Here is a 26,605-nt window from a genome sequence, read left to right as displayed (position 1 = left end):
TAATTGCTTTAGATTAAATTCCTTTTTCGTATTGTTCTACCATTCTTTTAACCATTTCTCCACCAACGCTTCCGCATTGTTTAGAGCTTAAATCTCCATTGTAGTCTGAGAATGGTACTCCCATTTCAGATGCTACCTCATTTTTGAATTTTGCTAATCCGTTTTTTGATTCTGGAACTAATTGTGCCATTTTGAATTCCTCCTTAGTTATTAATTGAGTTTGCATTTATATATTGTGTAGAATAGAGTAAAATATGAGAGGGAATTATAGGAGTTATTACAAAAAAATATTTATAAAACCATAGATTATTAAGGGAGTTGATTTTTTGAAAAAGTATAAAATAATTATGACTGGTGGAGGTTCAGCAGGTCATGTTACCCCAAATTTAGCTTTAGTTCCTAAATTAAAAGAGTTAGGTTTTGAAATAAAATATATAGGAAGTAAAAATGGTATAGAAAAAGAAATAATAACTAAGGAAAATATACCTTATTATTCAATATCATCAGGTAAGCTTAGAAGATATTTTGATATAAAAAACTTTACAGATCCATTTAAAGTATTAAAAGGTATTATGGATGCCTCAAGAATACTTTCAAAAGAAAAACCAGATGTTATATTTTCAAAAGGTGGATTTGTTACAGTACCTGTAGTAATAGCAGCCTCAATAAAAAAAATTCCTGTAGTATCTCATGAATCAGACTTAACACCTGGATTAGCCAATAAAATAGCATCACCATTTTGTGATACTCTTTGTGTTACATTTCCAGAAAGTCTAAAGTATATAAAAGATAATAAAGGTGAATTAACAGGAACACCAATAAGAGAAGAACTTTTAAATGGAGACAAAGAAAGAGGAAGAAAATTCTGTAACTTCAAAGAAAATAAAAAGGTTCTTATGATAGTTGGTGGTAGTTTAGGTTCAAAAGTTATAAATGAAAGCGTTAGAAAAATTTTAAATGAGATATTAAAAGAATATAATGTCATACATTTATGTGGAAAAGGGAATCTAGATGAATCATTAAAGAATTTAGATGGATATAGACAATATGAGTATATATCAGAGGAACTTCCAGATTTAATGGCTTTAGCAGATTTAGTTATATCTAGAGCAGGAGCAAATACAATATTTGAACTTTTAGCTCTTAGAAAATTGAATATATTAATACCTTTATCAGCTAATGCTTCAAGAGGAGATCAAGTTTTAAATGCTAACTCATTTGAAAAGAGTGGATATTCTATGGTCATAAAAGAAGAGGAACTTAATTCAGAAGTATTATTAAAATCAATAAAGGAAATAGAAAAAAATCGAGAAAAGTACTTAAATTCTATGAAAATGAGTAAAATAGGTAATGGAGCTAATAATATAATAGATATAATAAAAAAATCTGCACATATGTAAATTTTTTTATAGATAATTATTAGCATATTGTAGAAAATTTACAAGAATTAAGAATAAATTATTAAAATATGTTTTAAAATATCTTAATATGAAACTTGAAAAATTTCTCTCAAAGAGTATAATTATTAATGTCGAGTGAAATTAGTTTTGTATCAAATAATATTGGGCTTCAAGATAAAATATATTATGAAGTATTAAGAGGTGTTTTAATGAGTAAAGTATCAGTAATATATTGGAGCAATGGTGGAAATGTTGAAGTGTTAGCAAACACTATTGCAGATGAGTTAGTAGATTTAGGAGAAGAGGTTTTAATAAAACATGTTTCAAACGCTAAAGTAGAAGATGTGTTAGAAGCCGATGCAGTAGCTTTAGGTAGCCCTTCAATGGATAATAATAGAATAGAACAATACGATATGGAACCATTTGTTAATCAATTCAAATTAACTCCAAATAACAATAAGAAAATGATCTTGTTTGGATCATATGGTTGGGATAATGGAGAGTTCATGGTTGAATGGGTTAAAAGGATGAAAGATTATGGATTCGACGTTGTTGGTAGTTTAGCTGTAAATGAATCACCAAACGATGATGAAATTAATTCAGCAAAAGAATTATCAAAAAAATTAATAAAATAATACTTATGCTAATAAGTAATTTTAATTAATTACTTTAAATATATTATAATTTTTAAGATTTTAATTTATATATCTACAAAATTAATGAAAGAGAGGTCATCTCAATGGCAATGAGAAAAATGAAAACTATGGATGGTAACACAGCTGCCGCTTATATATCATATGCGTTCACTGATGTTGCAGCAATATTTCCTATCACTCCATCATCACCAATGGCAGAGTGGGTTGATGAAAATAGTGCAAGAGGATTAAAGAACATATTTGGTCAACCTGTAAAAGTAATGGAAATGCAATCAGAAGCAGGTGCTGCTGGAGCAGTTCACGGTTCATTACAAGGTGGAGCTTTAACTACTACTTACACAGCTTCACAAGGTTTATTATTAATGATACCAAACATGTACAAAATAGCTGGTGAATTATTACCATCAGTATTCCATGTATCAGCTAGATCATTAGCTACTTCAGCTTTAAGCATATTTGGTGATCACCAAGACGTTATGGCTGCAAGACAAACTGGATTCGCTATGTTAGCAGAAGGATCAGTTCAAGAAGTTATGGATTTATCAGCAGTTGCTCACTTATCAGCTCTTAAAGCTAGAATACCTTTCGTAAACTTCTTCGATGGATTTAGAACATCACATGAAATACAAAAAGTTGAACTTTTAGAATATGATGAATTAAAAGAATTAGTAGATATGGAAGCTGTAGATGAGTTCAGAAGAAGAGCTCTTAACCCTAACAAACCTGTAACAAGAGGTACAGCTCAAAACCCAGACATTTACTTCCAAGAAAGAGAAGCAGTAAACAAATTCTACAATGCAGTTCCAGAAATAGTTGAGAGCTACATGAAAGAAATTACTAAGTTAACTGGTAGAGAATATAACTGTTTCGATTATTATGGAGCAGAAGATGCTGAGAGAGTTATAGTAGCTATGGGATCAGTTACTGATTTAATAGAAGAAACTATAGACTACTTAAACGCTAAAGGAGAAAAAGTTGGATTAATCAAAGTAAGATTATTCAGACCATTCTCAAATGAAAGATTAATAAAAGCAATGCCAAAAACTGTTAAAAAGGTTGCTGTTTTAGATAGAACTAAAGAACCAGGTGCTGCAGGAGAGCCTCTATACTTAGAAGTTAAGAATGCATTCTACGGATTAGAGAATGCTCCTGTAATAGTTGGTGGTAGATTCGGATTAGGATCAAAAGATACTGTACCAGCTGACATTGTTGCTGTTTATGAAAACTTAAATAAAGAGGATATAAAAAATGGATTCACTTTATCAATAGTTGATGACGTAACTAATACTTCATTAGCAACAGTTGCAGGTATAGATACTACTCCAGAAGGAACTAAAGCTTGTAAGTTCTGGGGATTAGGATCAGACGGAACAGTTGGAGCTAACAAGAGTGCTATCAAAATTATCGGAGACCATACTGATATGTATGCTCAAGGATACTTTGCATATGACTCTAAAAAATCAGGTGGAGTAACAATTTCTCACTTAAGATTTGGTAAAAAACCAATAAAATCACCTTACTTAATAAATAAAGCTGATTTCATTGCTTGCCATAACCAATCATATGTTAATAGATATTTCGTTTTAGATGGATTAAAGAAAAATGGAACATTCTTATTAAACACTATATGGACTCCAGAAGAAGTTGCTAAAAACTTACCAGCAAGCTATAAGAGATTCTTAGCTGAAAACAACATTAAATTCTACACTTTAAATGCTGTTAAAATAGCTCAAGAAGTTGGTTTAGGTGGAAGAATAAACATGATTATGCAATCAGCATTCTTCAAGTTAGCTAATATAATACCAGTAGAAGATGCAGTTAGATACTTAAAAGAAGCTGTTGTAACTTCATACGGTAAAAAAGGTGAAAAAGTTGTTAACATGAACTACGCTGCTATAGACAAAGGAATCGACGCTATCGTTGAAATCACTGTTCCAGCTGAGTGGGCTAATGCTAAAGATGAAGTTGTTGAAGCTAAAGAAGTTCCTGAATTTGTTAAAAGAATTGTTGAGCCAATGAACAGATTAGAAGGAGATAAACTTCCTGTATCAGCATTTAACGGAATGGAAGATGGTACTTTCGAACAAGGTACTGCTGCATACGAAAAGAGAGCAATCGGTATAAACATACCAGAGTGGATAGCAGAAAATTGTATTCAATGTAACCAATGTGCTTACGTTTGTCCTCATGCTACAATAAGACCATTCTTATTAACTGAAGAAGAAGCTAAAAATGCTCCTGCTTCAACTAAGTTAGTTGCTGCTAAAGCATTAAAAACTGAGGAACCAATGCAATTCACTATGGCTATAAGTACATTAGACTGTACTGGATGTGGAAACTGTGCTCAAGTTTGTCCTGCTAAGGAAAAAGCTTTAGTTATGAAACCACAACATACTCAAGAAGCACAAATGGAAGCTTGGGATTACTGTGTAAATGATGTTACACCTAAGAAAAATCCAATGAACAAAAACACAGTTAAAGGTAGCCAATTTGAGCAACCATTATTCGAGTTCTCAGGAGCTTGTGCTGGATGTGGAGAAACTCCATATGCTAAACTTATAACTCAATTATTTGGAGACAGAATGATGATAGCTAATGCTACTGGATGTTCATCAATCTGGGGTGGATCAGCTCCTTCAACTCCATACACAACTAACCATAAAGGTCATGGACCAGCTTGGGCTAACTCATTATTTGAGGACAACGCTGAATTCGGATTAGGTATGTTATTAGGAGTTAAAGCTATAAGAGAAAGATTAGTTGATGTTGCTGGAAAAGCAATTGAAGCAGGTGTTAAACCAGAAGCTAAAGAAGCTTTAGAAGCTTGGATAGCTGAAGTTGACAATGGAGAAGGAACTAGAGAGAGAGCTGACGCTGTTGTAGCTACATTACAAGGTGAAACTAACGAGTTCGCTAAAGAAATATTAAAAGATCAAGACTACTTAGTTAAGAGATCACAATGGATATTCGGTGGAGACGGATGGGCTTACGACATCGGTTACGGTGGAGTTGACCACGTTTTAGCTAGCGGAGAAGATGTAAACATACTTGTTATGGATACAGAAATCTATTCAAATACTGGTGGTCAGGCTTCTAAATCAACTCCAACTGCTGCTATCGCTAAATTCGCTGCTGCAGGTAAGAGAACTAAGAAGAAAGATTTAGGAATGATGGCTATGAGCTATGGTTATGTATATGTTGCTCAAATAGCTATGGGTGCAGATAAGAACCAAACTCTTAAAGCTATAGCTGAAGCTGAAGCGTATAAAGGACCATCATTAATAATAGCTTATTCTCCATGTATCAGCCACGGATTAAAAGCTGGTATGGGTAACTCTCAATTAGAAGAGAAGAGAGCTGTTGAATGCGGATACTGGGCTATGTACAGATTCAACCCAATGTTAAAAGAAACTGGTAAGAATCCATTCTCATTAGATTCTAAAGAACCAACTGGTGATTTCAGAGAATTCATAATGGGAGAAGTTAGATACGCTGCATTAGCAAAATCATTCCCAGAAGATGCTGAAGCTTTATTTGAAAAGACTGAAAGAGATGCTAAAGAAAGATTAGAAAACTACAAAAAACTTGCTGCTAATTAGTAAGTAGTAGATAACTAATTCGTTTAATATATTGATTGAAGTATAAAATAAGATAAGAGTTAGAGTATTTATGCTCTAACTCTTATTTTTTATTTAAATTTATTTTTATATGAGCAAAGTATATTTTTTTATATATAAGTAAAAAACTGATTTTATATATTTAGTTTTATGAAAAATAAAAGGATAAATATAAGATAACAATTAAATACATTATTATAAGTATAAATATTAATAAATTAATAATATAAAATTGTTATATTATTAATTAGTAAAAATAAAATTTTAAATAAAAAAATATGTTTTTTTATGTTTATTTAATTTATTTTTAATAAAATGTTAATAAAGTAATAAGATTAATGACATTAAATTAAAAATTAAGAAAATAAAAGAAAATAGAAATAATTTCAAGAAAATGCTTATTAATTACAAAATTTAATAATTAATGGAGACAAATGAAAGAATGAAAGTTTTGAATAAATTGTTAACAAGGGTTATTATATAAAATATAGTTGGTAGTTATTATTCAAGACAAATATTTAGAGCATAATAAATTTTTGTCTTAGATAATAGTTGGTGATTTAAATAATAATAGAGGAGGCGTTTATTATGTCAAGTAAATCAAGTGCAAATGTAAAAACACTTACTTTGTTTGGATTTTTTGCTATGACAGCATCAATGGTAATGACAGTATATGAATATCCTACATTTGCAACATCAGGATTTAATTTAGTATTTTTCTTAATTGTAGGCGGACTTCTATGGTTTTTACCAGTTGCATTATGTGCGGCGGAAATGGCAACTGTAGATGGATGGGAAGAAGGAGGTATTTTTGCTTGGGTAGGTAATACTTTAGGTGAAAGATGGGGATTCGCAGCAATCTTCTTCCAATGGTTTCAAATAACAGTTGGATTTGTTACAATGATTTATTTTATACTAGGAGCTTTATCTTACGTACTAAATTGGCCAGCATTAAATAGTGATCCATTAATAAAATTTATAGGAGTTTTAGTAATATTCTGGGGATTAACTTTCTCACAATTTGGAGGAACTAAAAATACAGCTAAAATAGCTAAAGCAGGATTCGTTTTCGGTGTTGTAGTTCCAGCAATTATATTATTTATATTAGGTATAATGTATATAGCAAAAGGTAATCCAGTACATGTTGATTTAAGTATGCATGCTCTTATACCTGATTTCACAAAAGTAAATACATTAGTTGTATTTGTATCATTTATTTTGGCATATATGGGAGTTGAAGCATCAGCATCACATGTTAATAAATTAGAAAATGCAAGTAGAAATTATCCATTAGCTATGTTTATACTTGTTATATTAGCAATAGTTCTTAATACAGTAGGAGGTTTAACAGTAGCAGCAGTTATACCAACCGATCAATTAAATCTAAGTGCTGGTGTTGTTCAAACATTCCACCAATTAGTAGTTGTAAACTTAGGTAAAAGTTTTGATTGGATAACAAGAGTGGTAGCACTATTATTAGCTTTAGGGGTTATGGCAGAAGTAAGTTCATGGGTTGTTGGTCCTTCAGAAGGTATGTATGCAGCTGCTAAAAAAGGATTATTACCTAAGAAATTAACTGAAGTAAATAAACATCAAGTACCAGTTCCATTAGTATTAGTTCAAGGTTTAGTAGTTACTATATGGGCAGCTGTTTTAACATTCGGTGGCGGTGGAAATAATGTTTCATTCCTTACTGCTATATCATTAACAGTTGTTATATACTTAGTTGGTTATTTATTATTCTTTATAGGATATATTATTTTAATATTAAAACATGAAGATTTAAAACGCGCATATCATGTACCAGGTGGAAAAACATTTAAGATGATAGTAGCAATAGTTGGTTTTATTGTATCAGTATTTGCTTTAGCTATTTCATTTGTACCACCATCACAATTAACAGGAAATAGTGTATCAGAATATTTAACTATATTATCTATAAGTTTTATAGTAACAGTTTTAATCCCATTTATAATTTATGCTTTACATGGTAAATGGAATAAATAATAAGAATAAATTAGATTTAAATCTGAAGTAGTCTATAGTTATAGGCTACTTCAAATATTTTATAGAAAAATAATTTGAAATTCTGAAATCTTAATTATATTACTATAACTAGTAATAGTAAAAATTTAAAAGAAGGTGAAATAAGAAGCACAGATAAAGTGCCTAGTTTAGTAGCTGGATTTGCAATTTTAGGTATATCTTTAGTTTGTGGAAGATTAATATCATTAGTAGTTAGTGTTTGTAGACAAATACTAACTACTTTTACTAATAAAGAGTGTTGGAAAGTGTTAATATTAGTTATTATATTAGGAAGTATAAACTAAGAGAAATCTTTTAATACCTATTATTACAGTATTAGCTTGTTTATTCTTATTAGAAGATGAACTAGTTAATATGGCATATTTTTAATGTTTAATAAAATATAAACTTTAAAATATCTTTTTATAAGTATATATTTAACTAATATCTTTTATATATGTATTATTTTATTAAAATATGAAATAATAAGTTTATTTACAAAAAAATAATAAAAATTATTAGATTTATTTTGATATATTATTAACAAAAACCGATTTTAAATATTTTATAGAGAAAAATCGAGAAATTTAAAGGAATTAAGAGGATTAAAGAGGAAAAACAAATGTTAATAAATAAACAATAAAATATTAACAAAATGTAACTAATTGGCGAATTTAAATATTACAATAAAAGGTGTATTATATAAATAACTTGATGAAGTAGTCATTGAGAAACACAAATAAAATGATTTATATTACTAAAAATTACTCTTAATTTCTTTAAAGTTATTAAGAGATTAAGAGTGATTTTTAGCTAAATTAGGAGGTTTTTAAAATGCTTTTTGGAAAAAATGAATTAGGTAGTGAATTTGAAACACCAATATTTGGTACTGTGGAGAGTAATGAATCTATTCCTAAGTATGAATTAGCTAAAAAATCAATTGCACCACAGGTTGCATATAGATTAATTAAAGATGATTTACTAGATGAAGGTAATGCACGTCAAAATTTATGTACTTTCTGTCAAACTTATATGGATGATGAAGCAGTAAAATTAATGTCAGAGACATTAGAAAAAAATGCTATAGATAAATCAGAATATCCTCAAACAACTGATTTAGAAAATCGTTGTGTAAATATATTAGCAGATTTATGGCATGCACCAAAAGATGAAAGTTTTATGGGAACTTCAACAGTTGGATCATCAGAAGCTTGTATGCTTGGTGGTATGGCTATGAAATTTAGATGGAGAAATAGAGCTAAAGCTTTAGGTATGGATGTTACATCAAGAAAACCAAACTTAGTAATTTCTTCAGGATATCAAGTATGTTGGGAAAAATTCTGTGTGTATTGGGATATAGAAATGAGACTAGTTCCAATGGACGAAGAACATATGAGCATAAATGTAGATAAAGTTTTAGATTATGTTGATGATTATACAATTGGTGTAGTTGGAATATTAGGAATTACATATACTGGGAAATATGATGATATTAAAGCTTTAGATAAAAAACTTGAAGAGTATAATAAAACAGCAAAATTAACAGTTCCAATGCACATAGATGCTGCTTCAGGTGGTATGTTTGCTCCATTTATAGAGCCAGAATTAGAATGGGATTTCAGACTTAAAAACGTTGTTTCAATAAGTACATCAGGTCATAAATATGGATTGGTTTATCCTGGAATAGGTTGGGTATTATGGAGAGATAAAGAATACTTACCTCAAGAACTAGTATTTGACGTAAGCTATTTAGGAGGAAAAATACCAACAATGGCAATTAACTTCTCAAGATCAGCTAGCCAAATTATAGGTCAATATTATAACTTCTTAAGATATGGATTTGAAGGATATAGACAAATTCATCAAAGAACAAAAGATGTTGCTATGTATCTATCATCTGAACTTGAAAAAACTGGATTATTTGAAATATACAACAATGGTGAAAATTTACCAATAGTTTGTTATAAATTAAAAGAAGATGTAGATGTTGATTGGACATTATATGATTTAGCAGATAGATTATTAATGAAAGGATGGCAAGTGCCAGCTTATCCATTACCAGAAAACTTACAAGATACAATAATTCAAAGAGTTGTTTGTCGTGCTGACTTTAGCCATAACTTAGCTGAATTATACTTAAGAGATTTAAAGGCAGCTATAGAAGATTTAAATAATGCAAGAATTTTAAATCAAAAAGCTAAAGCAGGAGTACAAGGATTTACTCACTAGTATATAATAAAAGAAACTCTCCTTAAAATATTTACTTTAAGGAGAGTTTTTTATAAGTTATAACTACTAGAAATATTATTTTTTATTGATTATAATATTATATTATGTTAAGAATATAATTAAATATTATGAAGAAAATGCTTTTATTATTTTGTATTTAAGGTTACAATTAATATAAAGTAAATTTTCCACAAGGGAGGAAAGATTATGTCAGATAAAGATTTAAACAAATGCTGTGGAGGTAACTGCAGTTGCGGAAGCGAAAAAGAAGAAAAGCATGAAGGATGTGGATGTGGTGGACACGGTCACAATCATGGACATGACCATCATGAAGGATGCGGATGTGGAGATGAGCATTTAGAACATTTCGTTGTAGATTTAGAAGATGAAGAAGGAAACACAATAACTTGTGATGTTATTGATGCTTTTGAATATAAAGATGAAGAGTATGTTTTAGTACAACATCCTGATGAATCAGTTTATCTATTCAAATCTCAAGGTGAAGAAGGAGAATTAGTTCTTCCTTCAGAAGAAGAGTTTGATGAAGTTGTTAAATTCTACGAAGAAAATGTAGCTGAATAATAAATAAAAGATGATGTTTTACATCATCTTTTATTTAGTTTATAATACTTTTTATAAATTTACTTGAAATGTGGAGAATTATATGGAAAAATTAGCTATATTTGATGTTGATTTTACTTTAACTAGTAAGGAAACTTTACTACAGTTATTTAAATTTTTAATAAAAGAAAATAAGAAAAACTTAAAATTCTTACCAAGGGCTGCTTTTTCAGGACTTATGTATGGATTAAAGTTTTATGATTAAAAAAAGTTAAGCAATCATTTCTTAAATTTATAGATGGAATAGAAGAAACTGATTTAAAAATAATTGTCAAAAAATATTATGATGAGGTTCTGAGTAAAATAATTTATAAAGATTCTATTGATATGATTAAAAAGTTAAAATCAGAAGGGTATAAAATTTACTTAATATCAGCTTCGCCAGAGTTTTATTTAAATGAGCTTTATAATATAAAAGAAGTGGATGTTATAATAGGAACAAGGTTCTCATTTAATGGATGAAAGTTTGAAAGAAAGATAATAGGAGAGAACTGTAAAGGAGAAGAAAAGGTTAGACGACTTAATAAATATCTAAAAAAACATGATATAAAGGTAGATTATAAAAATTCATATATGTTTTCAGATTCGCTTTCAGATAAACCTTTATTAGATCTAGTAGGAAATGCCTACTTAATAAATTATAAGAAAAATAATGATAATTATAAGATTTTAAATTGAAAATAAAAAGCAATCTCTATTTAGAGATTGCTTTTATTTTAATTAAAATTATTTACTAACTCTTGTTGTGATTATTTGAGTTAATGGTGGTACAACTTGTTTCTTTCTTGAAAGAACTCCAGGTAAGAAAGTAGTTGAATCTTCTAATTTAACTTTGAAAGCTTCTTCAGCTATTTCAGGACTTCTTCCAGCCACTAATATTTGTGAACCTTCATTTATTATGTCAGTAAGTAATAACATAATCATTTCTAATCCCATTGATTCAGCTTTTTGATTCATGTAAGCTAACATTTCATCTTTTAAAGGCATGAATCCTTCTATGTCCATTGTGTTAACTTGAGCAACACCTACTTTAACTCCTTCAATTGTGAAAGGTTTGAAGTCAGCATTGAATATTTCTTCAATAGACTTTCCTTTTAATGAAGTACCAGCCTTAAACATTTCTTTAGCAAATGTTTCAGGAACTATTCCTGCTATTTCAGCAAGTTTTCTGCACATTTTCACGTCTTGTGGAGTACAAGTTGGTGATTTGAATAATAATGTATCTGAAATTATAGCTCCACATAAAAGTCCAGCAGCTTCTTTTGATGGTTTTATACCATTTTCGAAGAATCTCTTAGCAACTATTGTTGAAGTACTTCCAAGAGGTTCATTTCTGAAGTATATAGGGTTACCAGTTTGTATATCTGCAACTCTATGATGGTCTATAATCTCTAATATTTCAGCATCTTCTAAACCATGTACTGATTGACCTCTTTCATTATGGTCAACTTGAATAACTTTTTTCTTATGATTAGAAATTAAGTGGAATCTTGCTATTGAACCAATTACTTTGTTATTTCCATCTATTACAGGATAGTTACTGTATCTAGTTTCACTCATTGTTACTTTTGCATCTTCAACTAAATCATCAGTAGACACAGATACTAAGTTATCTTTAGTCATAACATAGTTTACTGGTAAACTTTGAACGATTAGTCTTGATGCAGTGAATGAATCATAAGGAGTTGTAATAACTGTTATATTGTTTTTCTTAGCAAGGTCTATTATTTCTTTAGAAGGTGTATGTCCACCTGTTACTATTAATAAAGAAACTTTTAATTCTATTAATTCAGCTTGTATTTCAGTTCTATCTCCAGCTATAGCTATGTCACCTTCGCTTATGAATTCTTTTAAAGATTCAGCTTGCATAGCAGCAACTACAACTTTTCCAGGAAATATTTTTATTTCTTCATTTACGTTTTGAGCTTCAGCAGATAATGTATCTAATATGTTATCTAATGAAGTAGCACTTTTAGCAAGAATATTGCTATCCCAAATATCCATGTATGTTGCAGTTATGTTTGATGTTGATAACATTCCAACTAAATGGTTATTTCCATCAGCAACAGGGATTGATTTTAAGTTTTTATCTCTCATTATATTCCAAGCCATTTTTAATGAAACTTCTGGAGCTAATGGAGCTATTTTATCCATTTCTAAATCTTCAACTTTTAGTTTAACTGTTTCTAAAAATTGAGGTGCTTCTACACCAAAATAATCAAGTATGTATTGAGTTTCTTGGTTAACATTTCCTAATCTAACTGGTATAGCAGGAGTGTCTTGAGTTCTATTTTTGAATTCAGCATATGCTAAGGCAGCACATATTGAATCAGAATCAGGATTTCTATGTCCTGTAATGTATATAACGTCCTTCATTTAGGTTGCCTCCTTTGTTATTCGAATTTTTTGATTCATGAATATATTTTAATTCCTAAATTATAAAAAGTAAAGTTTAACAACACTCATTTTATCACAGTTTAAGAGAATTTTCTATGAGATAAAATTTAAGAATTATTCTTAATATAGGGTGTTACATAAGAAATTTTTTAGTTCTAAAAACAAGCTATTTAAACATATATTACAATAGATTGCTAGGAAAAGAAGGAGGAACAAGAAGTTATGCATGAGAAAGAACTCTTTAGAGGGTTAACAACTCAAGAAGCTAAAAAACGAATAGAGAAATTTGGATTAAATGAAATAACAGAAAAGAAAAAGGTATCTGCTATAAAAATATTATTACAACAATTCAATGATTTTATAATATGGGTTTTAATTGGAGCTACTATTATATCGGGACTTATGGGAGATGTCGCAGATGCTATTACTATATTTGTTATTATTGTAATAAACGGAATTTTAGGGTTTGTGCAAGAATTTAAGACTGAAAAATCTTTAGATGCTTTGAAATCCTTAGCAGCACCTACTTGTAAGGTATTAAGAGATGGAAATATTAAAGTAATTAATGCTAATGAATTAACTATAGGGGATGTTGTAATATTAGAGGCTGGAGATAGAGTACCTGCTGATGGAGAAATATTTGAGTGCACAAATTTTATGGTTGATGAATCATTACTTACTGGAGAATCAGTTGGAGTCAACAAAACAAATAATTCTAAAGAAGCTTCATTAATTTGTATGGGAACTAAAGTATTAAAAGGTAAAGGAAGATTTAGAGTAACAGCTATAGGTATGAGTACAAAAATGGGATCTATAGCAGACATGTTACAAGACATAGAAGAGGAAAAATCTCCTCTTAAAGAGAGATTAGATGGATTAGGAAAAATTTTGTTGATACTATGTTTAGCTATATGTGCTTTAGTAACTATATTAGGTATTATAAGAGGAAATGATTTAACTGAGATGTTCTTACTAGGGGTTAGTTTAGCTGTAGCAGCTATACCAGAAGGATTGGCTGCTATAGTAACAGTTTCCTTAGCTTTAGGAGTTTCTAGAATGCTAAAAAGAAATGCATTAGTAAAGAAATTGCCAGCTGTTGAAACATTAGGATGTACTTCAGTTATATGTAGTGATAAGACTGGTACATTAACTCAAAATAAGATGACTGTTAAAGAATTTTTTGTAGATGGAAAACATTATAGAATAGGTGAGGATAAAATACCAAATTCACCTATTTTAATGAAAGCTTTTGTTCATTGTAATGATTGTAACTATGACTTTTCAAAGGATAAATTAGATGAGGTATTAAATGGTGACCCTACAGAGACAGCTTTAATAAAGGCATATTTTAATAATGTAGATTTATTAAAAAATACAGTATCTAACGTAAATAGAGTTTTTGATATACCTTTTGATTCAAGTAGAAAGATGATGTCAGTTATAGTTAAGGAGAATGGAAGAGAAACTTGTTATGTAAAAGGAGCTCCAGAAAGACTTATAAATAAATGTAGATATATACATGAGGAAGGAAGAGTTAAATTATTAACTTCTCAGAAGAAACAACAAATATTAAATGTTGTTGAGAATATGAGTAATAGAGCGTTAAGGTGTATAGCGGGAGCATATAGAGTAGAAAATTTAACAAAAAGTGAAAGTCTTGAAAATGAACTTATATTTCTTGGAATTGCAGGGATAATAGATCCACCTAGGCCAGAGGTTAAAGACTCAGTAATAAAATGTAGATTAGCAGGAATAACTCCTGTAATGATAACTGGTGATCATAAAAATACTGCTTTTGCCATAGGAAAAGATTTGAATATTGCTAAGTCTCAAGATCAAGTAATAACTGGAGAAGAATTAGATAAATTAGATGATAAAGAGCTTAAAAAGAGAGTTAATAAGCTAAGAATATTTGCTAGGGTTACTCCTAATCATAAGTTGAGAATAGTTAAGGCATTTAAGCAAAATGGAAATATAGTTGCTATGACAGGAGATGGAGTAAATGATGCTCCAGCCATAAAAGAAGCTGACATAGGAGTCGCTATGGGTATTTCTGGTACTGATGTTACAAAGGAAGCTTCTTCAATGATTTTAATGGATGATAACTTTGAAACTATAGTATCTGCAGTAGAAGAGGGAAGAATAATATATGATAATATAAGAAAATTCATAAGATATTTATTATCATGTAATTTAGGAGAGGTTTTAACAATGTTTCTAGCTACAATATTCTATCTTCCAACGCCTATGTTACCTATACAAATACTTTTTGTAAATTTAGCTACAGATGGATTACCAGCTATAGCTTTAGGCGTAGATCCCGCTGATAAAGATATAATGAATCAACAGCCTAGAAGTAAGAAAGAAGGGATATTTGCTAGAGGACTTACTGAGAAGATTTTAGTGAGAGGATGTTTAATTGGAATATGTACATTACTAACCTTTATTGTTGGTGGATTATATGGAATGGATTTAAATACATGCAGAACCATGGCTTTATCAACATTAGTTATGTCTCAATTATTGCATGTTTTTGAATGTAGGTCAGAAAGACATTCAATTTTTGAAATAAAGTTATTTACTAACATGTATTTAGTAGGTGCAGTAGCAATATCTATACTTATGTTATTAAGTATTATTTACATTCCTTTCTTTAGCAGAATATTCCATACTACAGTATTAGGTATAAATCATTGGTTAATAGTTTTATTCTTCTCAACAATAATATTCTTTATAAATAGTTTATATTTATTTATAAAAGTAAAGAGATAATTTTAATAAAGAATATAATTTATAAATATAAATAGAATAAAATTAAAAGTGTTATATAAAGAAAAAAAGCTGTATTTATATACAGCTTTTTATCTTTGTTTAAACTGTTGTCTAGCTTTCTTTAATTGTGAATGGTCAACAGGTACTAAATCTTGTTTAGTAGTTAAGTTAAGTATGTTATTTAGAGCAATATACTCCTTTTCATTTTCCTTATTTGATTTAAGTCCTTGAACTATAACATTATTTCCTTTTTTCACACTTATGAAAGTAGGTTTTTTAAACCAACGATTCTTCTTATATACGCATTTTATTATTTGTTTACTTCTTTCAGGTTTAACTATTAAAGTAACAACTAATTTGTGGAATATCCAAAGAATGGTTTTTTCTTCGACTTTTTCAGAAATTACGCTTCCTTGAAATTGAGCCATTCTATCTCCGTATTTTTCAAGATAAGAATCAGTGTAATATTTGGATAGTTTTTCTTTGAAACCCATGATTATAACTCCTTTTAAGTTGACGAATTTACATTTATTATTCCTATAAATATATATTATATGTTTTATGATAGATAGTATTATAACATAATATTAAATATATTAAAATACTTTGATAATGTCCTAAATCCCATAGAATAAGAATTTTATATAAATATTATTTAATATATATTATTAAATTTATGTTAATGTAAAGAGTTAAATTATAGACTTATTTAGATTTATATTCTATAATTAAATATGTAATGAAAATGTTATCTTAGGAGGAATTATAATGGATAAACAACAATTAGCAAGAATGATAGACCACACTATATTAAAACCAGAAGCTGATAGAGCATCAATAGAAAAGCTTTGTAAAGAAGCATTAGAATACAATTTTGCATCAGTTTGTATAAATCCTACTAATATAGAATTAGCAGCTGAACTTTTAAAAGGAAGTGAAGTAAAGGTTTGTACAGTAGTAGGTTTCCCTTTAGGAGCAAACACTATGGAAGTTAAAGCTTTTGAAACTAAAGATGCAATAGCAAAAGGTGCAGATGAAATTGATATGGTTATAAACATAGGAAGATTAAAAGATAAAGATTATGAATATGTAGAGAAAGATATAAAAGCTGTTGTAGATGCAGCTGATAAGAAAGCGCTTACAAAAGTTATAATAGAAGCTTGTCTTTTAACTGATGAAGAAAAAGTTAAAGCTTGTGAATTAGCTAAAAAGGCAGGAGCAGATTTCGTTAAAACATCAACTGGATTCTCAACAGGTGGAGCAACTCCAGAAGATATTAAATTAATGAGAGAAACTGTAGGACCAGAAATGGGAGTTAAAGCAGCTGGTGGAGTAAGATCAATAGCAGATGCTGAGGCTGTAATTAAAAATGGTGCTAATAGAATAGGAGCATCATCTTCAATAGATATATGTGAAGGTAAAATTTCAGATTCAGCATATTAATATATAACTAATTAAATACCATATTTACTTAGTAGAGCCTATAGAAAGTTTTTCTATAGGCTTTTTTGTCGAAGAAAAAAACAAATAAAAAATAGAAAATGATGGTTAATTTTAAAGTTAGAGAATATTAATATAATAAAGTACTTATAAAGAGGAGGTTACTCTATTAAAGCTAATATTAGTTTTATGAGTGAATTTTTATGAGAAGAGAGTTAACTCCAAAAGAAGTAATTTATAATGAAGATTTTACTAGTGGGATATCTGAGAAGAAATCCTATGGTAATGAATATGAAGGGGTTTTTAAGAAAATTGATGAAGCATTAAGCATAAATAAAGAAGGATTTAATGTTTACTTAATTGATGAATTTTCAAAACAAAAGCTTAAAGATATAATGGTTCATCTAAAAGATAAAATGAAAAGTAGAGGTAAGCCTAAGGACATATGTTATGTTACATTAGAAGATGTTAGAGTTCCTAAGGTTTTATTTTTGGAAAATGGAATGGGAGAAAAATTAGAGGAAACTTTAGAATATCTAAAATCTTTTTATTACGATGAAATATATGCTTTTTACAATTCTTCAATAAATAAAGAAAAGGAAGAAATTATAAATGATATACAAAAAAAGAGGAATTATTATATAGATGATTTGATAAAAAGTGCAAAGGAAGAGGGATTTGATTTAAAAGCTACTTCTTCAGGATTTGCATTTATTCCTTTGGTAGATGGGGAAGCTATGACAGAAGAGGAGTTTGATGATTTAGAAGAGAATAGAAAAGGAGATATTTCTGTAAAGGCTGACAAGTTAAAAGAGGGGGCTGAGGATGTTCTTGAAGAATTGAAAAATATAGAGTTAGATTCTATTGAAAAATTAAAGGATATACTTAGAACCTATTTAGAGAATGAATCAGCCAGTGTTAAAGAAAAAATAAAGAATACTTTTAAAGAGGAGAATGAAGCTTATAATTATTTTATAGATGTTTGTAAAAGCTTAGAGAATTTGTTAATTGATAATTATACAATTAACTTTGATGATGATGAAGAAAAGATAAATGAGATTATTTCAAAATATGTTTGTAATATCATAAAAAATAGTAAGGGACAAGAGGCACCTAAGGTTATTTTTGAAGAAGATCCAAGCTTAAATAATCTTTTAGGAACAATAGAGTATGAAAATCATAATGGTGTGTATTCAACTGATGTAAAACTTATAAAATCAGGTTCATTGCTTGAGGCAAATGAAGGATGTCTAATAGTTAGATTAAGTTCTTTAGTTAATAATGCAAATAGCTATTATTATTTGAGAAGATCATTACTTAATGAAAAGATAAATTATGATTTTAATAGAAGATATTTAGAGGTTCTTTCATTAAATGGTTTAAATCCAGAGCCAATACCTATTAAGGTTAAGATAATTTTAATAGGAGATTTTGAAAGTTATGATATTTTGTATAATCATGATGAAGATTTCAAGAAAATATTTGGAATTAGAGCTGAATTTTCAAACTTAATAGGAATAGATAAAAATAAAAAATCTTTAATAGATCTTGTGAATAAAATTATAATAGATAATCATTTATTTAAAATTTCTACATCTGGAGTTAATGCTATTGGAAAACAATTAGCAAGGAAAGCTGGAACAAGAAAAAAAATATTTTGGGATATTGATGAAATAGAGAGGCTATTACTTCTTGGAAATGAAGAGGCAAAAAATAATAATAAGTTATTGATAGATAAGGATTCAATAGAGACAGTTGTAAATCAATGTAGTGAAATAGAAAAAGATTATTTAGAAATGTATGAAGACAAGAAGATAATTTTAGATATAGAAGATAGAGTTATTGGAAGTGTCAATGGATTATCTGTCATAGATTTTGGGTATATGAGTTTTGGAAAGCCTATGAGAATAACTTGTACTTGTTATAAAGGTAGTGGAAAAATTATAGATGCACAAAGAGAAAGTAATTTAAGCGGAAACATTCATAATAAATCTTTAAGTATTCTAAGGGGATTTTTAAGTAGTTTCTTTAACTCTTATGAAGTTTTACCTATGGATTTTCAACTTAGTTTTGAACAGCTTTATGGAAAAATAGAAGGAGATAGTGCTTCTGTGGCAGAGGTGATTGCTATGATTTCTTCTTTGAGTAAAATACCTGTAGATCAAAGTATTGCAGTAACTGGTTCGTTAAATCAATTTGGACAGGTGCAACCAATAGGTGGAGTAAATGAAAAAATAGAAGGATTTTTCAATGTATGCAAAAAAATTGGTACTTATATTGGAAAAGCTGTTTTAATACCAGAGAGCAATAAAGATGAACTTATATTAAATAGTGAAATAGAAGAAGCTGTAAGAAAAGGAGAGTTTAAGATATATATTATGAGAGATATAAATGAAGCTCTTAGTACGTTGCTTCTAAGTGAGACTATGTCTTTTGAAGATATAGCTACAAAAATAAGTGGAGAAATTAAAAAGTTTAAGGAAAATTAATATCTTAATAAGCCTATAGAGTTTGTTTCTATGGGCTTAATTTATTTTAGTATTATTTGACATAAATAATTAAAATATGTTAAAATATGGAAAAGAAACAGTGTGGGAGGTGTAACTCTATAAGAGTGATTGTATGTGGTTAGATTTTGATAAAATAGGAAATGTTTTAGTTGTAAGTTTAATTGGAGAGTTAGATCATCATAGTGCAGAAGAGGTAAGAGTAAAGATTGATGATAGAATTAGTAGAGAAAATATAAGAAAGCTTGTATTGGATTTCTCAGGTGTAACTTTTATGGATAGTTCAGGAATTGGTGTTATTATTGGAAGATATAAAAAGATAAGTATGCGTTCAGGTGAAGTTAACATAATATCTGTAAATAAAAGCATAAAAAGAGTTTTTGAGTTATCTGGAATATTTAAGATAATAAAGTATTACGAAAATTTGGATGAAGCTCTAAAAGTGGGTTAATGGAGGGATAGATATGGATAATAAAATGAGATTAGAGTTTTTGGCTAAGTCTGAAAATGAAGGATTTGCAAGAGTGAGTGTATCAGCTTTTATTGCTCAATTAGATCCAACTATTGAAGAATTAACTGATATAAAGACTGCTGTTTCTGAGGCTGTAACGAATGCTATAATTCATGGATATGAATGTGATGAGAGCAAAGTAGTTACTATTGAGACAAGTATTTGTGAAGATGAAATAAGTATAGCTATAGAAGATAATGGTATAGGGATAGAAAATTTAGAAGAAGCAAGAGAACCCTTATATACATCAAAACCAGAATTGGAGAGATCAGGTATGGGATTTACTGTTATGGAAACTTTCATGGATTCTTTAGAAGTTTATAGTGAAAAGGATAAGGGTACAAAAATAATTATGAAGAAAAAAATGAATACATAGGCAGGTGAATAAAGTCTATGGATATAAGTAGTATTGAGAAAGATAATTTTAATTATGACAAAAATACAGCGCTCATAGTCATGGCTAAAGAAGGAAATAAAGAGGCAATGAATAAGCTTATAGAAGTTAATACTCCTTTAGTTTCTTCAATATGCAAGAGATTTACAAACAGAGGGTATGACTATGAGGATATATTTCAGATTGGGTCAATGGGATTAGTTAAAGCTATAAACAATTTTGATACTAGCTTTAACGTTAAATTTTCTACTTATGCTGTGCCTATGATTATAGGAGAAATAAAGAGATTTTTAAGGGATGATGGAATAATAAAGGTAAGTAGAAGCACTAAGACTTTAGCTAAAAAGCTTCATTACAACAAGGAAGAACTAATAAAAAAATTAAATCGAGATCCTACTGTAGATGAGTTAGCTAAATATTCTGGTGTTGATAAGGAAGAGGTAATAGTGGCCTTAGAATCAGCAAGTAGTATGCAATATTTATATGATACTATACATCATGATGAAGGAACGCCGGTTCTCTTAATAGATAAACTTAGTGAGAAGGGTGAAGATGATGACATGGTTAATAAAATAGCTTTAAAACAAGCTATTAGCTCCTTAGATTCAAAAGGTAAGCAAATTATAATTCTTAGATATTTTAAGGATAAAACTCAAATTCAAGTTGCTAAAATGCTTGGTATAAGTCAAGTTCAGGTTTCTAGAATAGAGAAAAAGGTACTAAAAATTATGAAAGAAAAATTAGAATAGGATTGATTATAAATGAAATTTTTTAGGAGCATTATTTTATGTGAATTTAATCATATAAAATAATGCTCATTTTTTTGTATAGATTAAAAATAAGAACAAATAATATAAGTATATTTTAATAGAAAAGGGTGATTAATATAGCTATGTATGAAAATGACAAAAAAATAAGGACTAAGTTTAATGAACTTGAACAACAAATAAGACCAAAACCAAAGCTTCTTAGAAATTGTATAATGGCATTTATAGTAGGTGGATTAATTTGTGTAATAGGACAATTTGTTAGAAATACTTTTCTATACTATGGGTTCACAGAAGACCAAGTTAGTAGTTTGACACCTATGACAATGATTTTTATAGGTGCTCTTCTAACAGGACTTGGATTATATGATAGAATAGCTGCTAAGGCTGGAGCTGGTACTATAGTTCCTATTACTGGTTTTTCAAACGCCATGGTGTCACCTGCTATAGAATTTAAAAAGGAAGGATTTGTAATGGGAGTAGGTGCTAAAATGTTTACTATTGCAGGTCCTGTTTTAGTTTATGGTACAGGAACTTCTGTAATAGTTGGAATAATATATTACTTATTACTTAGATTTGGAATTGTGGGGTGATAAGAATGAGTAATAACACAAAAAGAGTAGGGTCTCAAACAATAGAATTAAAAAGTAAGCCTAGAATAATAGCTACATATAGTGTGGTTGGGCCTAGAGAAGGACAGGGGCCATTAAAAGAATATTTTGATAAAATATTGCAAGATGACTGTAATGGCTGTGATAGCTTTGAAAAGGCTGAAAGTAGCTTAATGATAACTGCTATAGAGGGAGTAATTAAAAAAGGAAAAATAAAAGAAGAGGACATAGATTATCTTTTTAGTGGTGATTTATTAAATCAATTAACATCAACAAATTTTGTTGCTAGAGAATTTAAAATTCCTTTTTTTGGTGTGTATGGGGCTTGTTCTACTATGGCTGAATCATTAAGTTTATCATCTATGATTATGGATGGTGATTTTGCAAAGTATGCAATTGCTTCCACATCCTCTCACTTTAGTTCAGCAGAAAGACAATTTAGATTTCCTTTAGAATATGGATGTCAAAGAAAAGAGTATTCTCAATGGACTGTAACTGGTTCTGGAGCTATGCTTTTAGGAAAGTCAGGAGATTATCCTTATGTAACCTATGTAACTACAGGAATTGTTAAGGACTATGGAATTAAGGATGCAGATAATATGGGAGCTGCTATGGCACCAGCTGCTGTAGATACTATATATAAGCATTTTGTTGATACAGGAAGAAGACCTGAAGATTATGATGTAATAGCAACTGGAGACTTAGGAGCTGTAGGAAAGAAATTAACAGAGGAATTATTAAAGGAATATGGATATGATATTAGTAAGGTTTATATAGATTGTGGGGAAAAGATTTTTGATAATGAAAAACAAGGAACTTTTGCAGGTGGAAGTGGATGTGGATGCTCAGCTGTTGTAGCCTGTGGATATTTATATAAAATGTTAAAAGAGAAAAAGTTAAAAAGAGTTTTATTAGTTTCCACAGGAGCTTTATTAAGTTCTACATCTGCCTTACAAGGAGAAAGCATACCAGGAATAGCTCATGCTGTAGCTATAGAATATATTTAGAAATATTATTATATTTAAGTTGGCTATTGTGTTAATATTTTGCTATAGAAATTTAATAATGAGGAGATGAGAATTTTGCAAGATTACATAAATGCTTTTTTAATGGGTGGTGCAATCTGTGTAATAGGACAGATATTAATAGATAAAACTAAACTGACACCAGCTAAAATATTGGTTGCATTTGTTTCAATAGGAACAATATTAGGAGCTTTAGGAATATATGAAAAGCTAGTTAAAATAGGTGGAGCTGGAGCTACAGTTCCATTACCTGGTTTTGGTTATGCCTTAGCTAAAGCAACTATAAAAGAAGTAAATGAACAAGGATTAATGGGAGCCTTTACTGGTGGATTAAAGGGTGCAGCAGGTGGAATAACCGCGGCTATTTTCTTTGGTTATATAATGGCATTAATATTTAATCCAAAAACTAAATAAATGATTATAATTTCTATAAAAGGTCAATAATTTTTTCGAAGGAGAGATTCTATGAAAAAAATTGAGAAAGTTATTGTAAATAGACCTTTAGGATTAATTTGTATTTTTACTATTTTAGGAATTATAACATACTATTTTAGTAGTTTTAACTTAATAGGTACAGCTTTCTTAGTTGTACCTTTAATTTTGTTAAGCTATTTTTTATTGGATATAGATAACTTTAACATAGGAATAATATTTTTCCTTATAGCTATTTTAAGTTGTACAATTTATTATGAGCCCAAATTTCAACAAGAAGGGGTTCAAGAAATAAGAATAATAGAAGTTACAGATAAAGTTATATTAGGGAAGATTGATGGAAGAATAGTTGAAGTAAGAAATCAAAGTGGAATTGAAATTCAATATGGAGAAAAAATATATGTAGTTTGCAAATTCAAGAGAAATATCAATTTGGATAGAGGTTATGTTGGACAGGTTTTCTTAAAGAACATATTAAAAAGAGAGAAAGATTTAACATATAAAATAAAAAATATACCAAAAAAGTATTATGAAAAGTTAAGTGAAAATTTTTCAACCTTTGAAAGTGCACTTTTAAATGCTGTTTTATGGGGAGATAAAGAAAATTTAACTTATGATCAAAAGGATTTTTTAGCAGACTTGGGAGTAATTCATTTAATATGTATATCAGGATTTCATATAGCATTACTTTTTTCAATAATTTATAAAAAGTTTTCTTTTAAGATAGCCTTAAGTATATGTGCTATTTATGTAATCTTAGTTGGAGCATCTAGTTCAGCATTAAGAGCTTTAATTATGATAACTTTATTAAAGTCTTCTAAAAGGCTATTTAAGACCTATGATTCATTAAGTTCTATATCTTTAGCAGCAATAATATTACTTATTTATAAACCATATAACCTTTTTAACATGGGATTTTTATTATCTTTTGGTGGAACATTAGGAATAATTTTATTCTATAAAAAAATATTAGATGGATTTTATATGTTACCACCAAAGTTAAATGAATATTTGAGTTTAGGATTATCTGCACAAGCTTTTATATATCCTATTTTGGTAATTGCTTTTGGAAAATTTTCTATTAACTTTTTAATATCAACATTTTTAGTAACTCCAATAATAGTAGTATTATTACAGATATTATTAATTTCTATTTTAATTGGTGGAAATTTAACTGGAATTATAGTGTTTTTAATAAATATAATATTGATAGTATTTAGAGGAATTTTAGTTTTTTTAGATAAGGTAATATGGGTTACTCCTTATGTATCCCCAGTATTTGCAATTGCTTATATGACTATGTTTTTATCAGTTTACATGAGCATTAATGGGTTTAAAAAGTTTAAAATAGGAGTTTATTTAGTTATACCTGTTTTGCTTTTAAATTTATATGTATTTGGAGCTAAAATTAGAGTTGTAGAGGATAAATGGAATAAGGCTATAGTTATAGAATCTGGATTTAAGAAGATTGCTTTAGTAAATAATGATAGTGATTATTTTAAAAAATCTATAATGAAAAAGGAATATGTTAATGAGTTTATTCATATAAAAAAAGAGTCTCAATTTGAACTAACAAAAAGATATTCAATATCCATAAAAGATAATTTTAACAGGATAACTTTAATGCCAGAGAACAGCGATTATGATATAATTGATTTGATTCAAAAGAAAAGTGTGTATATACTTTAACTTATGTAAATAAGTAGCTGGGATTTGAAAGGTTGATATTTTAATGATAGATTTAGATGGTTTATATGAAAATTTGAAAAAAGGAAAGATAGAAAAAAGTTATATATTAGTTGGATTAGATGAGCTTTTAATTAAAGAAGGTATAGAAAATATAATTGATAATGTATTAGATGAGGGATTTAAGGATTTAAACTTAATTAGGCTAGATGGTAATAATCTTAATTTTGATGACTTTATGAATGCTTGTGAAACATTGCCTTTTATGAGTGATAGAAAAGTAGTAGTTTTAAATAGAACTAATATATTTAGGGATAAACAAGATAAAGAAACTGAAAAATTATATAAGCAATGTGTAGAATATTTTCAAAATACACCAGAACATTGTGTTTTAATAGCATATACAACTTTAAAAGATAAAAGAGATAGGGTTAATAGATTAAGCAAACTAAAAAAGCTTGAGAAAAGTAGCTGTATAGTTTCTGTTGAAAAGTTAAAAGGAGCAAAACTACAACAAAAAGTAGGCAAGATTTTTCAAAGATATAATAAAAATATAGGAAAAATAGAATTAAGATACTTTTGTGACTCAGTAGAAAATAATTTTGATGTTATAGAAAGAGAAGTTGATAAAATAATAAACTATGTAGGAGAGAGAGAAATAACTAGAAAAGACATAGATTTACTACTTCCTCCTAGATATGAGGACGACATATTTGATTTAGTTGAGCTTATTTCAATTAAAAGAGCAAAACAAGCTATAGATTTAATGGATGAATTAGTAGGTAGAGGACAAGATCCTATATTTATATTAAGTCAAATTAGAGAGCAATTTCAAAAGCTGCATAGGGTAAAAATAAGACTTTCTGAAAATTATAGAATTGATGAAATAAAGAAAGATTTTTTAGAATCTAGTAGATTGAACTTACCTGACTTTGTAATAGAAAAGTTTATTAATCAGAGTAAGAAGTTTTCTAATAAACAGCTTAATAAATGTATTAATTTATGTTTATATACAGAAAAGAAACTTAAGAGTAATTCAAATTTAAATAAAAAAACAGAGCTAGAACTCATGATAGTAAATACTGTAATATAAAAAATCCAGATTAGAATTATCTAATCTGGATTTTTTACTTAAAGAAATACTTCTAATAAAAGAAAATGGTGTTAGAAATTCTAACACCCATATAATTAAGCCATAGCGTTTAACTTAGCAGCTAATCTTGATTTCTTTCTAGCAGCCATGTTTTTATGAACTACTCCTTTAGAAGCAGACATATCTAAAGCTCTAGCAGCTTCAACGTATAAAGTTGTAGCTTCTGCTTTGTTATTAGCTTCAACAGCTACTTCAAACTTCTTTATAGCAGTTTTAAGAGCTGACTTAATCATCTTATTTCTTAAAGTTTTCTTTTCAGTAACTTTTATTCTTTTCTTTGCTGATTTAATATTTGCCATTCTAGTTCACCCCCTTCAACTTTTATAGCGTATCTGCAGTTTTGGGGAATCTGCGTACGAGTT

Annotated in this window: 22 protein-coding genes and 1 pseudogene; 19 read left to right on the top strand and 4 right to left on the bottom strand. The window is 28.7% G+C overall.

Annotated elements, in window-relative coordinates:
• Positions 1–13: 13 nt before the first annotated feature.
• Positions 14–190 (bottom strand): alpha/beta-type small acid-soluble spore protein, encoded by a 177-nt coding sequence (locus tag Q1J60_RS09075; RefSeq protein WP_300261132.1) that lies wholly within the window; start codon positions 188–190, stop codon positions 14–16.
• A gap of 136 nt (positions 191–326) precedes the next feature.
• Between Q1J60_RS09075 and murG the strand changes: the two genes are divergently transcribed.
• From murG to Q1J60_RS09035, 8 genes and pseudogenes are all read left to right on the top strand, one after another.
• On the top strand, positions 327–1,400 hold the full coding sequence (murG, locus tag Q1J60_RS09070; RefSeq protein WP_300261130.1) for an undecaprenyldiphospho-muramoylpentapeptide beta-N-acetylglucosaminyltransferase: 1,074 nt from the start codon (positions 327–329) through the stop codon (positions 1,398–1,400).
• A gap of 209 nt (positions 1,401–1,609) precedes the next feature.
• Positions 1,610–2,035, top strand: coding sequence for a flavodoxin (locus Q1J60_RS09065; protein WP_300261169.1), 426 nt, complete (start codon positions 1,610–1,612; stop codon positions 2,033–2,035).
• Between the two features lie 110 nt (positions 2,036–2,145).
• Positions 2,146–5,655 (top strand): pyruvate:ferredoxin (flavodoxin) oxidoreductase, encoded by a 3,510-nt coding sequence (nifJ, locus tag Q1J60_RS09060; RefSeq protein ID WP_300261166.1) that lies wholly within the window; start codon positions 2,146–2,148, stop codon positions 5,653–5,655.
• Between the two features lie 606 nt (positions 5,656–6,261).
• Positions 6,262–7,680, top strand: a complete 1,419-nt coding sequence (gene gadC, locus Q1J60_RS09055; protein ID WP_300261128.1) for a glutamate/gamma-aminobutyrate antiporter — start codon at positions 6,262–6,264, stop codon at positions 7,678–7,680.
• 158 nt (positions 7,681–7,838) lie between these two features.
• A complete protein-coding gene (locus Q1J60_RS09050) occupies positions 7,839–8,003 on the top strand; it encodes a DUF2776 family protein (protein WP_300261125.1) in 165 nt (54 codons plus the stop codon).
• A gap of 529 nt (positions 8,004–8,532) precedes the next feature.
• Positions 8,533–9,927, top strand: a complete 1,395-nt coding sequence (gene gad / locus Q1J60_RS09045) for a glutamate decarboxylase (RefSeq protein ID WP_300261122.1) — start codon at positions 8,533–8,535, stop codon at positions 9,925–9,927.
• Between the two features lie 207 nt (positions 9,928–10,134).
• Positions 10,135–10,509 carry a DUF1292 domain-containing protein gene (locus Q1J60_RS09040; RefSeq protein ID WP_300261119.1) on the top strand — a complete coding sequence of 125 codons (375 nt, stop codon included), beginning with the start codon at positions 10,135–10,137 and terminating at the stop codon, positions 10,507–10,509.
• An 82-nt stretch (positions 10,510–10,591) separates the two neighbouring features.
• Positions 10,592–11,226 (top strand): annotated as a pseudogene (locus Q1J60_RS09035) (HAD-IB family hydrolase).
• Positions 11,227–11,274: 48 nt separating this feature from the next.
• Here the strand turns inward: Q1J60_RS09035 and Q1J60_RS09030 are convergent.
• The gene (locus Q1J60_RS09030) at positions 11,275–12,924 is read right to left on the bottom strand and encodes a putative manganese-dependent inorganic diphosphatase (protein ID WP_300261117.1); all 1,650 of its coding nucleotides are present in this window, start codon (positions 12,922–12,924) and stop codon (positions 11,275–11,277) included.
• 243 nt (positions 12,925–13,167) lie between these two features.
• Here Q1J60_RS09030 and Q1J60_RS09025 point away from each other — a divergent pair, with 243 nt between their 5' ends.
• Positions 13,168–15,717, top strand: coding sequence for a calcium-translocating P-type ATPase, PMCA-type (locus tag Q1J60_RS09025; RefSeq protein WP_300261114.1), 2,550 nt, complete (start codon positions 13,168–13,170; stop codon positions 15,715–15,717).
• 89 nt (positions 15,718–15,806) lie between these two features.
• Here Q1J60_RS09025 and Q1J60_RS09020 read toward each other — a convergent pair whose 3' ends face one another.
• Positions 15,807–16,211: a hypothetical protein gene (locus tag Q1J60_RS09020; RefSeq protein ID WP_300261112.1), complete on the bottom strand. Its 405-nt coding sequence runs from the start codon at positions 16,209–16,211 to the stop codon at positions 15,807–15,809.
• Between the two features lie 274 nt (positions 16,212–16,485).
• On the opposite strand from Q1J60_RS09020, the gene deoC reads away from it, so the two are divergent.
• The 10 genes from deoC (at position 16,486) to holA (ending at position 26,183) form a co-directional block, all read left to right on the top strand.
• The gene (gene deoC, locus Q1J60_RS09015; protein ID WP_300261109.1) at positions 16,486–17,160 is read left to right on the top strand and encodes a deoxyribose-phosphate aldolase; all 675 of its coding nucleotides are present in this window, start codon (positions 16,486–16,488) and stop codon (positions 17,158–17,160) included.
• Between the two features lie 200 nt (positions 17,161–17,360).
• Positions 17,361–19,646, top strand: coding sequence for an AAA family ATPase (locus Q1J60_RS09010; protein WP_300261106.1), 2,286 nt, complete (start codon positions 17,361–17,363; stop codon positions 19,644–19,646).
• 133 nt (positions 19,647–19,779) lie between these two features.
• Positions 19,780–20,115, top strand: a complete 336-nt coding sequence (gene spoIIAA / locus Q1J60_RS09005) for an anti-sigma F factor antagonist (RefSeq protein WP_300261103.1) — start codon at positions 19,780–19,782, stop codon at positions 20,113–20,115.
• Between the two features lie 13 nt (positions 20,116–20,128).
• Complete coding sequence (gene spoIIAB, locus Q1J60_RS09000; RefSeq protein ID WP_300261100.1) at positions 20,129–20,551, top strand: anti-sigma F factor; 423 nt, start codon at positions 20,129–20,131, stop codon at positions 20,549–20,551.
• A gap of 17 nt (positions 20,552–20,568) precedes the next feature.
• Positions 20,569–21,318, top strand: a complete 750-nt coding sequence (sigF, locus tag Q1J60_RS08995; protein WP_300261097.1) for an RNA polymerase sporulation sigma factor SigF — start codon at positions 20,569–20,571, stop codon at positions 21,316–21,318.
• A 143-nt stretch (positions 21,319–21,461) separates the two neighbouring features.
• Entirely contained in the window at positions 21,462–21,929 is a 468-nt protein-coding gene (gene spoVAC, locus Q1J60_RS08990; RefSeq protein ID WP_300261094.1) for a stage V sporulation protein AC, read from the top strand.
• Positions 21,930–21,934: 5 nt separating this feature from the next.
• Positions 21,935–22,954, top strand: a complete 1,020-nt coding sequence (gene spoVAD / locus Q1J60_RS08985; RefSeq protein ID WP_300261092.1) for a stage V sporulation protein AD — start codon at positions 21,935–21,937, stop codon at positions 22,952–22,954.
• A 66-nt stretch (positions 22,955–23,020) separates the two neighbouring features.
• On the top strand, positions 23,021–23,386 hold the full coding sequence (gene spoVAE, locus Q1J60_RS08980; RefSeq protein ID WP_300261089.1) for a stage V sporulation protein AE: 366 nt from the start codon (positions 23,021–23,023) through the stop codon (positions 23,384–23,386).
• A 51-nt stretch (positions 23,387–23,437) separates the two neighbouring features.
• Positions 23,438–25,093 carry a ComEC/Rec2 family competence protein gene (locus tag Q1J60_RS08975; protein WP_300261087.1) on the top strand — a complete coding sequence of 552 codons (1,656 nt, stop codon included), beginning with the start codon at positions 23,438–23,440 and terminating at the stop codon, positions 25,091–25,093.
• A gap of 43 nt (positions 25,094–25,136) precedes the next feature.
• The gene (gene holA, locus Q1J60_RS08970) at positions 25,137–26,183 is read left to right on the top strand and encodes a DNA polymerase III subunit delta (RefSeq protein WP_300261084.1); all 1,047 of its coding nucleotides are present in this window, start codon (positions 25,137–25,139) and stop codon (positions 26,181–26,183) included.
• A gap of 95 nt (positions 26,184–26,278) precedes the next feature.
• On the opposite strand, the gene rpsT is transcribed toward holA, so the two are convergent.
• Positions 26,279–26,542 carry a 30S ribosomal protein S20 gene (gene rpsT / locus Q1J60_RS08965; RefSeq protein ID WP_164799787.1) on the bottom strand — a complete coding sequence of 88 codons (264 nt, stop codon included), beginning with the start codon at positions 26,540–26,542 and terminating at the stop codon, positions 26,279–26,281.
• Positions 26,543–26,605 lie beyond the last annotated feature (63 nt).

The sequence above is a fragment of the Clostridium sp. genome (assembly GCF_029258205.1).
Lineage (GTDB): Bacteria > Bacillota > Clostridia > Clostridiales > Clostridiaceae > Sarcina.
The sequence above is the reverse complement of the archived record's forward strand: the minus strand, read 5'-3'. Positions and strand labels throughout refer to the sequence as shown.

Coding starts and splice junctions, on each gene's coding strand:
- Q1J60_RS09075 (WP_300261132.1), bottom strand. CDS start 190: ATGGCACAATTAGTTCCAGAATCAAAAAACGGATTAGCAAAATTCAAA.
- Q1J60_RS09065 (WP_300261169.1), top strand. CDS start 1,610: ATGAGTAAAGTATCAGTAATATATTGGAGCAATGGTGGAAATGTTGAA.
- nifJ (WP_300261166.1), top strand. CDS start 2,146: ATGAGAAAAATGAAAACTATGGATGGTAACACAGCTGCCGCTTATATA.
- gadC (WP_300261128.1), top strand. CDS start 6,262: ATGTCAAGTAAATCAAGTGCAAATGTAAAAACACTTACTTTGTTTGGA.
- gad (WP_300261122.1), top strand. CDS start 8,533: ATGCTTTTTGGAAAAAATGAATTAGGTAGTGAATTTGAAACACCAATA.
- Q1J60_RS09040 (WP_300261119.1), top strand. CDS start 10,135: ATGTCAGATAAAGATTTAAACAAATGCTGTGGAGGTAACTGCAGTTGC.
- Q1J60_RS09030 (WP_300261117.1), bottom strand. CDS start 12,924: ATGAAGGACGTTATATACATTACAGGACATAGAAATCCTGATTCTGAT.
- Q1J60_RS09025 (WP_300261114.1), top strand. CDS start 13,168: ATGCATGAGAAAGAACTCTTTAGAGGGTTAACAACTCAAGAAGCTAAA.
- Q1J60_RS09020 (WP_300261112.1), bottom strand. CDS start 16,211: ATGGGTTTCAAAGAAAAACTATCCAAATATTACACTGATTCTTATCTT.
- deoC (WP_300261109.1), top strand. CDS start 16,486: ATGGATAAACAACAATTAGCAAGAATGATAGACCACACTATATTAAAA.
- Q1J60_RS09010 (WP_300261106.1), top strand. CDS start 17,361: ATGAGAAGAGAGTTAACTCCAAAAGAAGTAATTTATAATGAAGATTTT.
- spoIIAA (WP_300261103.1), top strand. CDS start 19,780: ATGTGGTTAGATTTTGATAAAATAGGAAATGTTTTAGTTGTAAGTTTA.
- spoIIAB (WP_300261100.1), top strand. CDS start 20,129: ATGGATAATAAAATGAGATTAGAGTTTTTGGCTAAGTCTGAAAATGAA.
- sigF (WP_300261097.1), top strand. CDS start 20,569: ATGGATATAAGTAGTATTGAGAAAGATAATTTTAATTATGACAAAAAT.
- spoVAC (WP_300261094.1), top strand. CDS start 21,462: ATGTATGAAAATGACAAAAAAATAAGGACTAAGTTTAATGAACTTGAA.
- spoVAD (WP_300261092.1), top strand. CDS start 21,935: ATGAGTAATAACACAAAAAGAGTAGGGTCTCAAACAATAGAATTAAAA.
- spoVAE (WP_300261089.1), top strand. CDS start 23,021: ATGAGAATTTTGCAAGATTACATAAATGCTTTTTTAATGGGTGGTGCA.
- Q1J60_RS08975 (WP_300261087.1), top strand. CDS start 23,438: ATGAAAAAAATTGAGAAAGTTATTGTAAATAGACCTTTAGGATTAATT.
- holA (WP_300261084.1), top strand. CDS start 25,137: ATGATAGATTTAGATGGTTTATATGAAAATTTGAAAAAAGGAAAGATA.
- rpsT (WP_164799787.1), bottom strand. CDS start 26,542: ATGGCAAATATTAAATCAGCAAAGAAAAGAATAAAAGTTACTGAAAAG.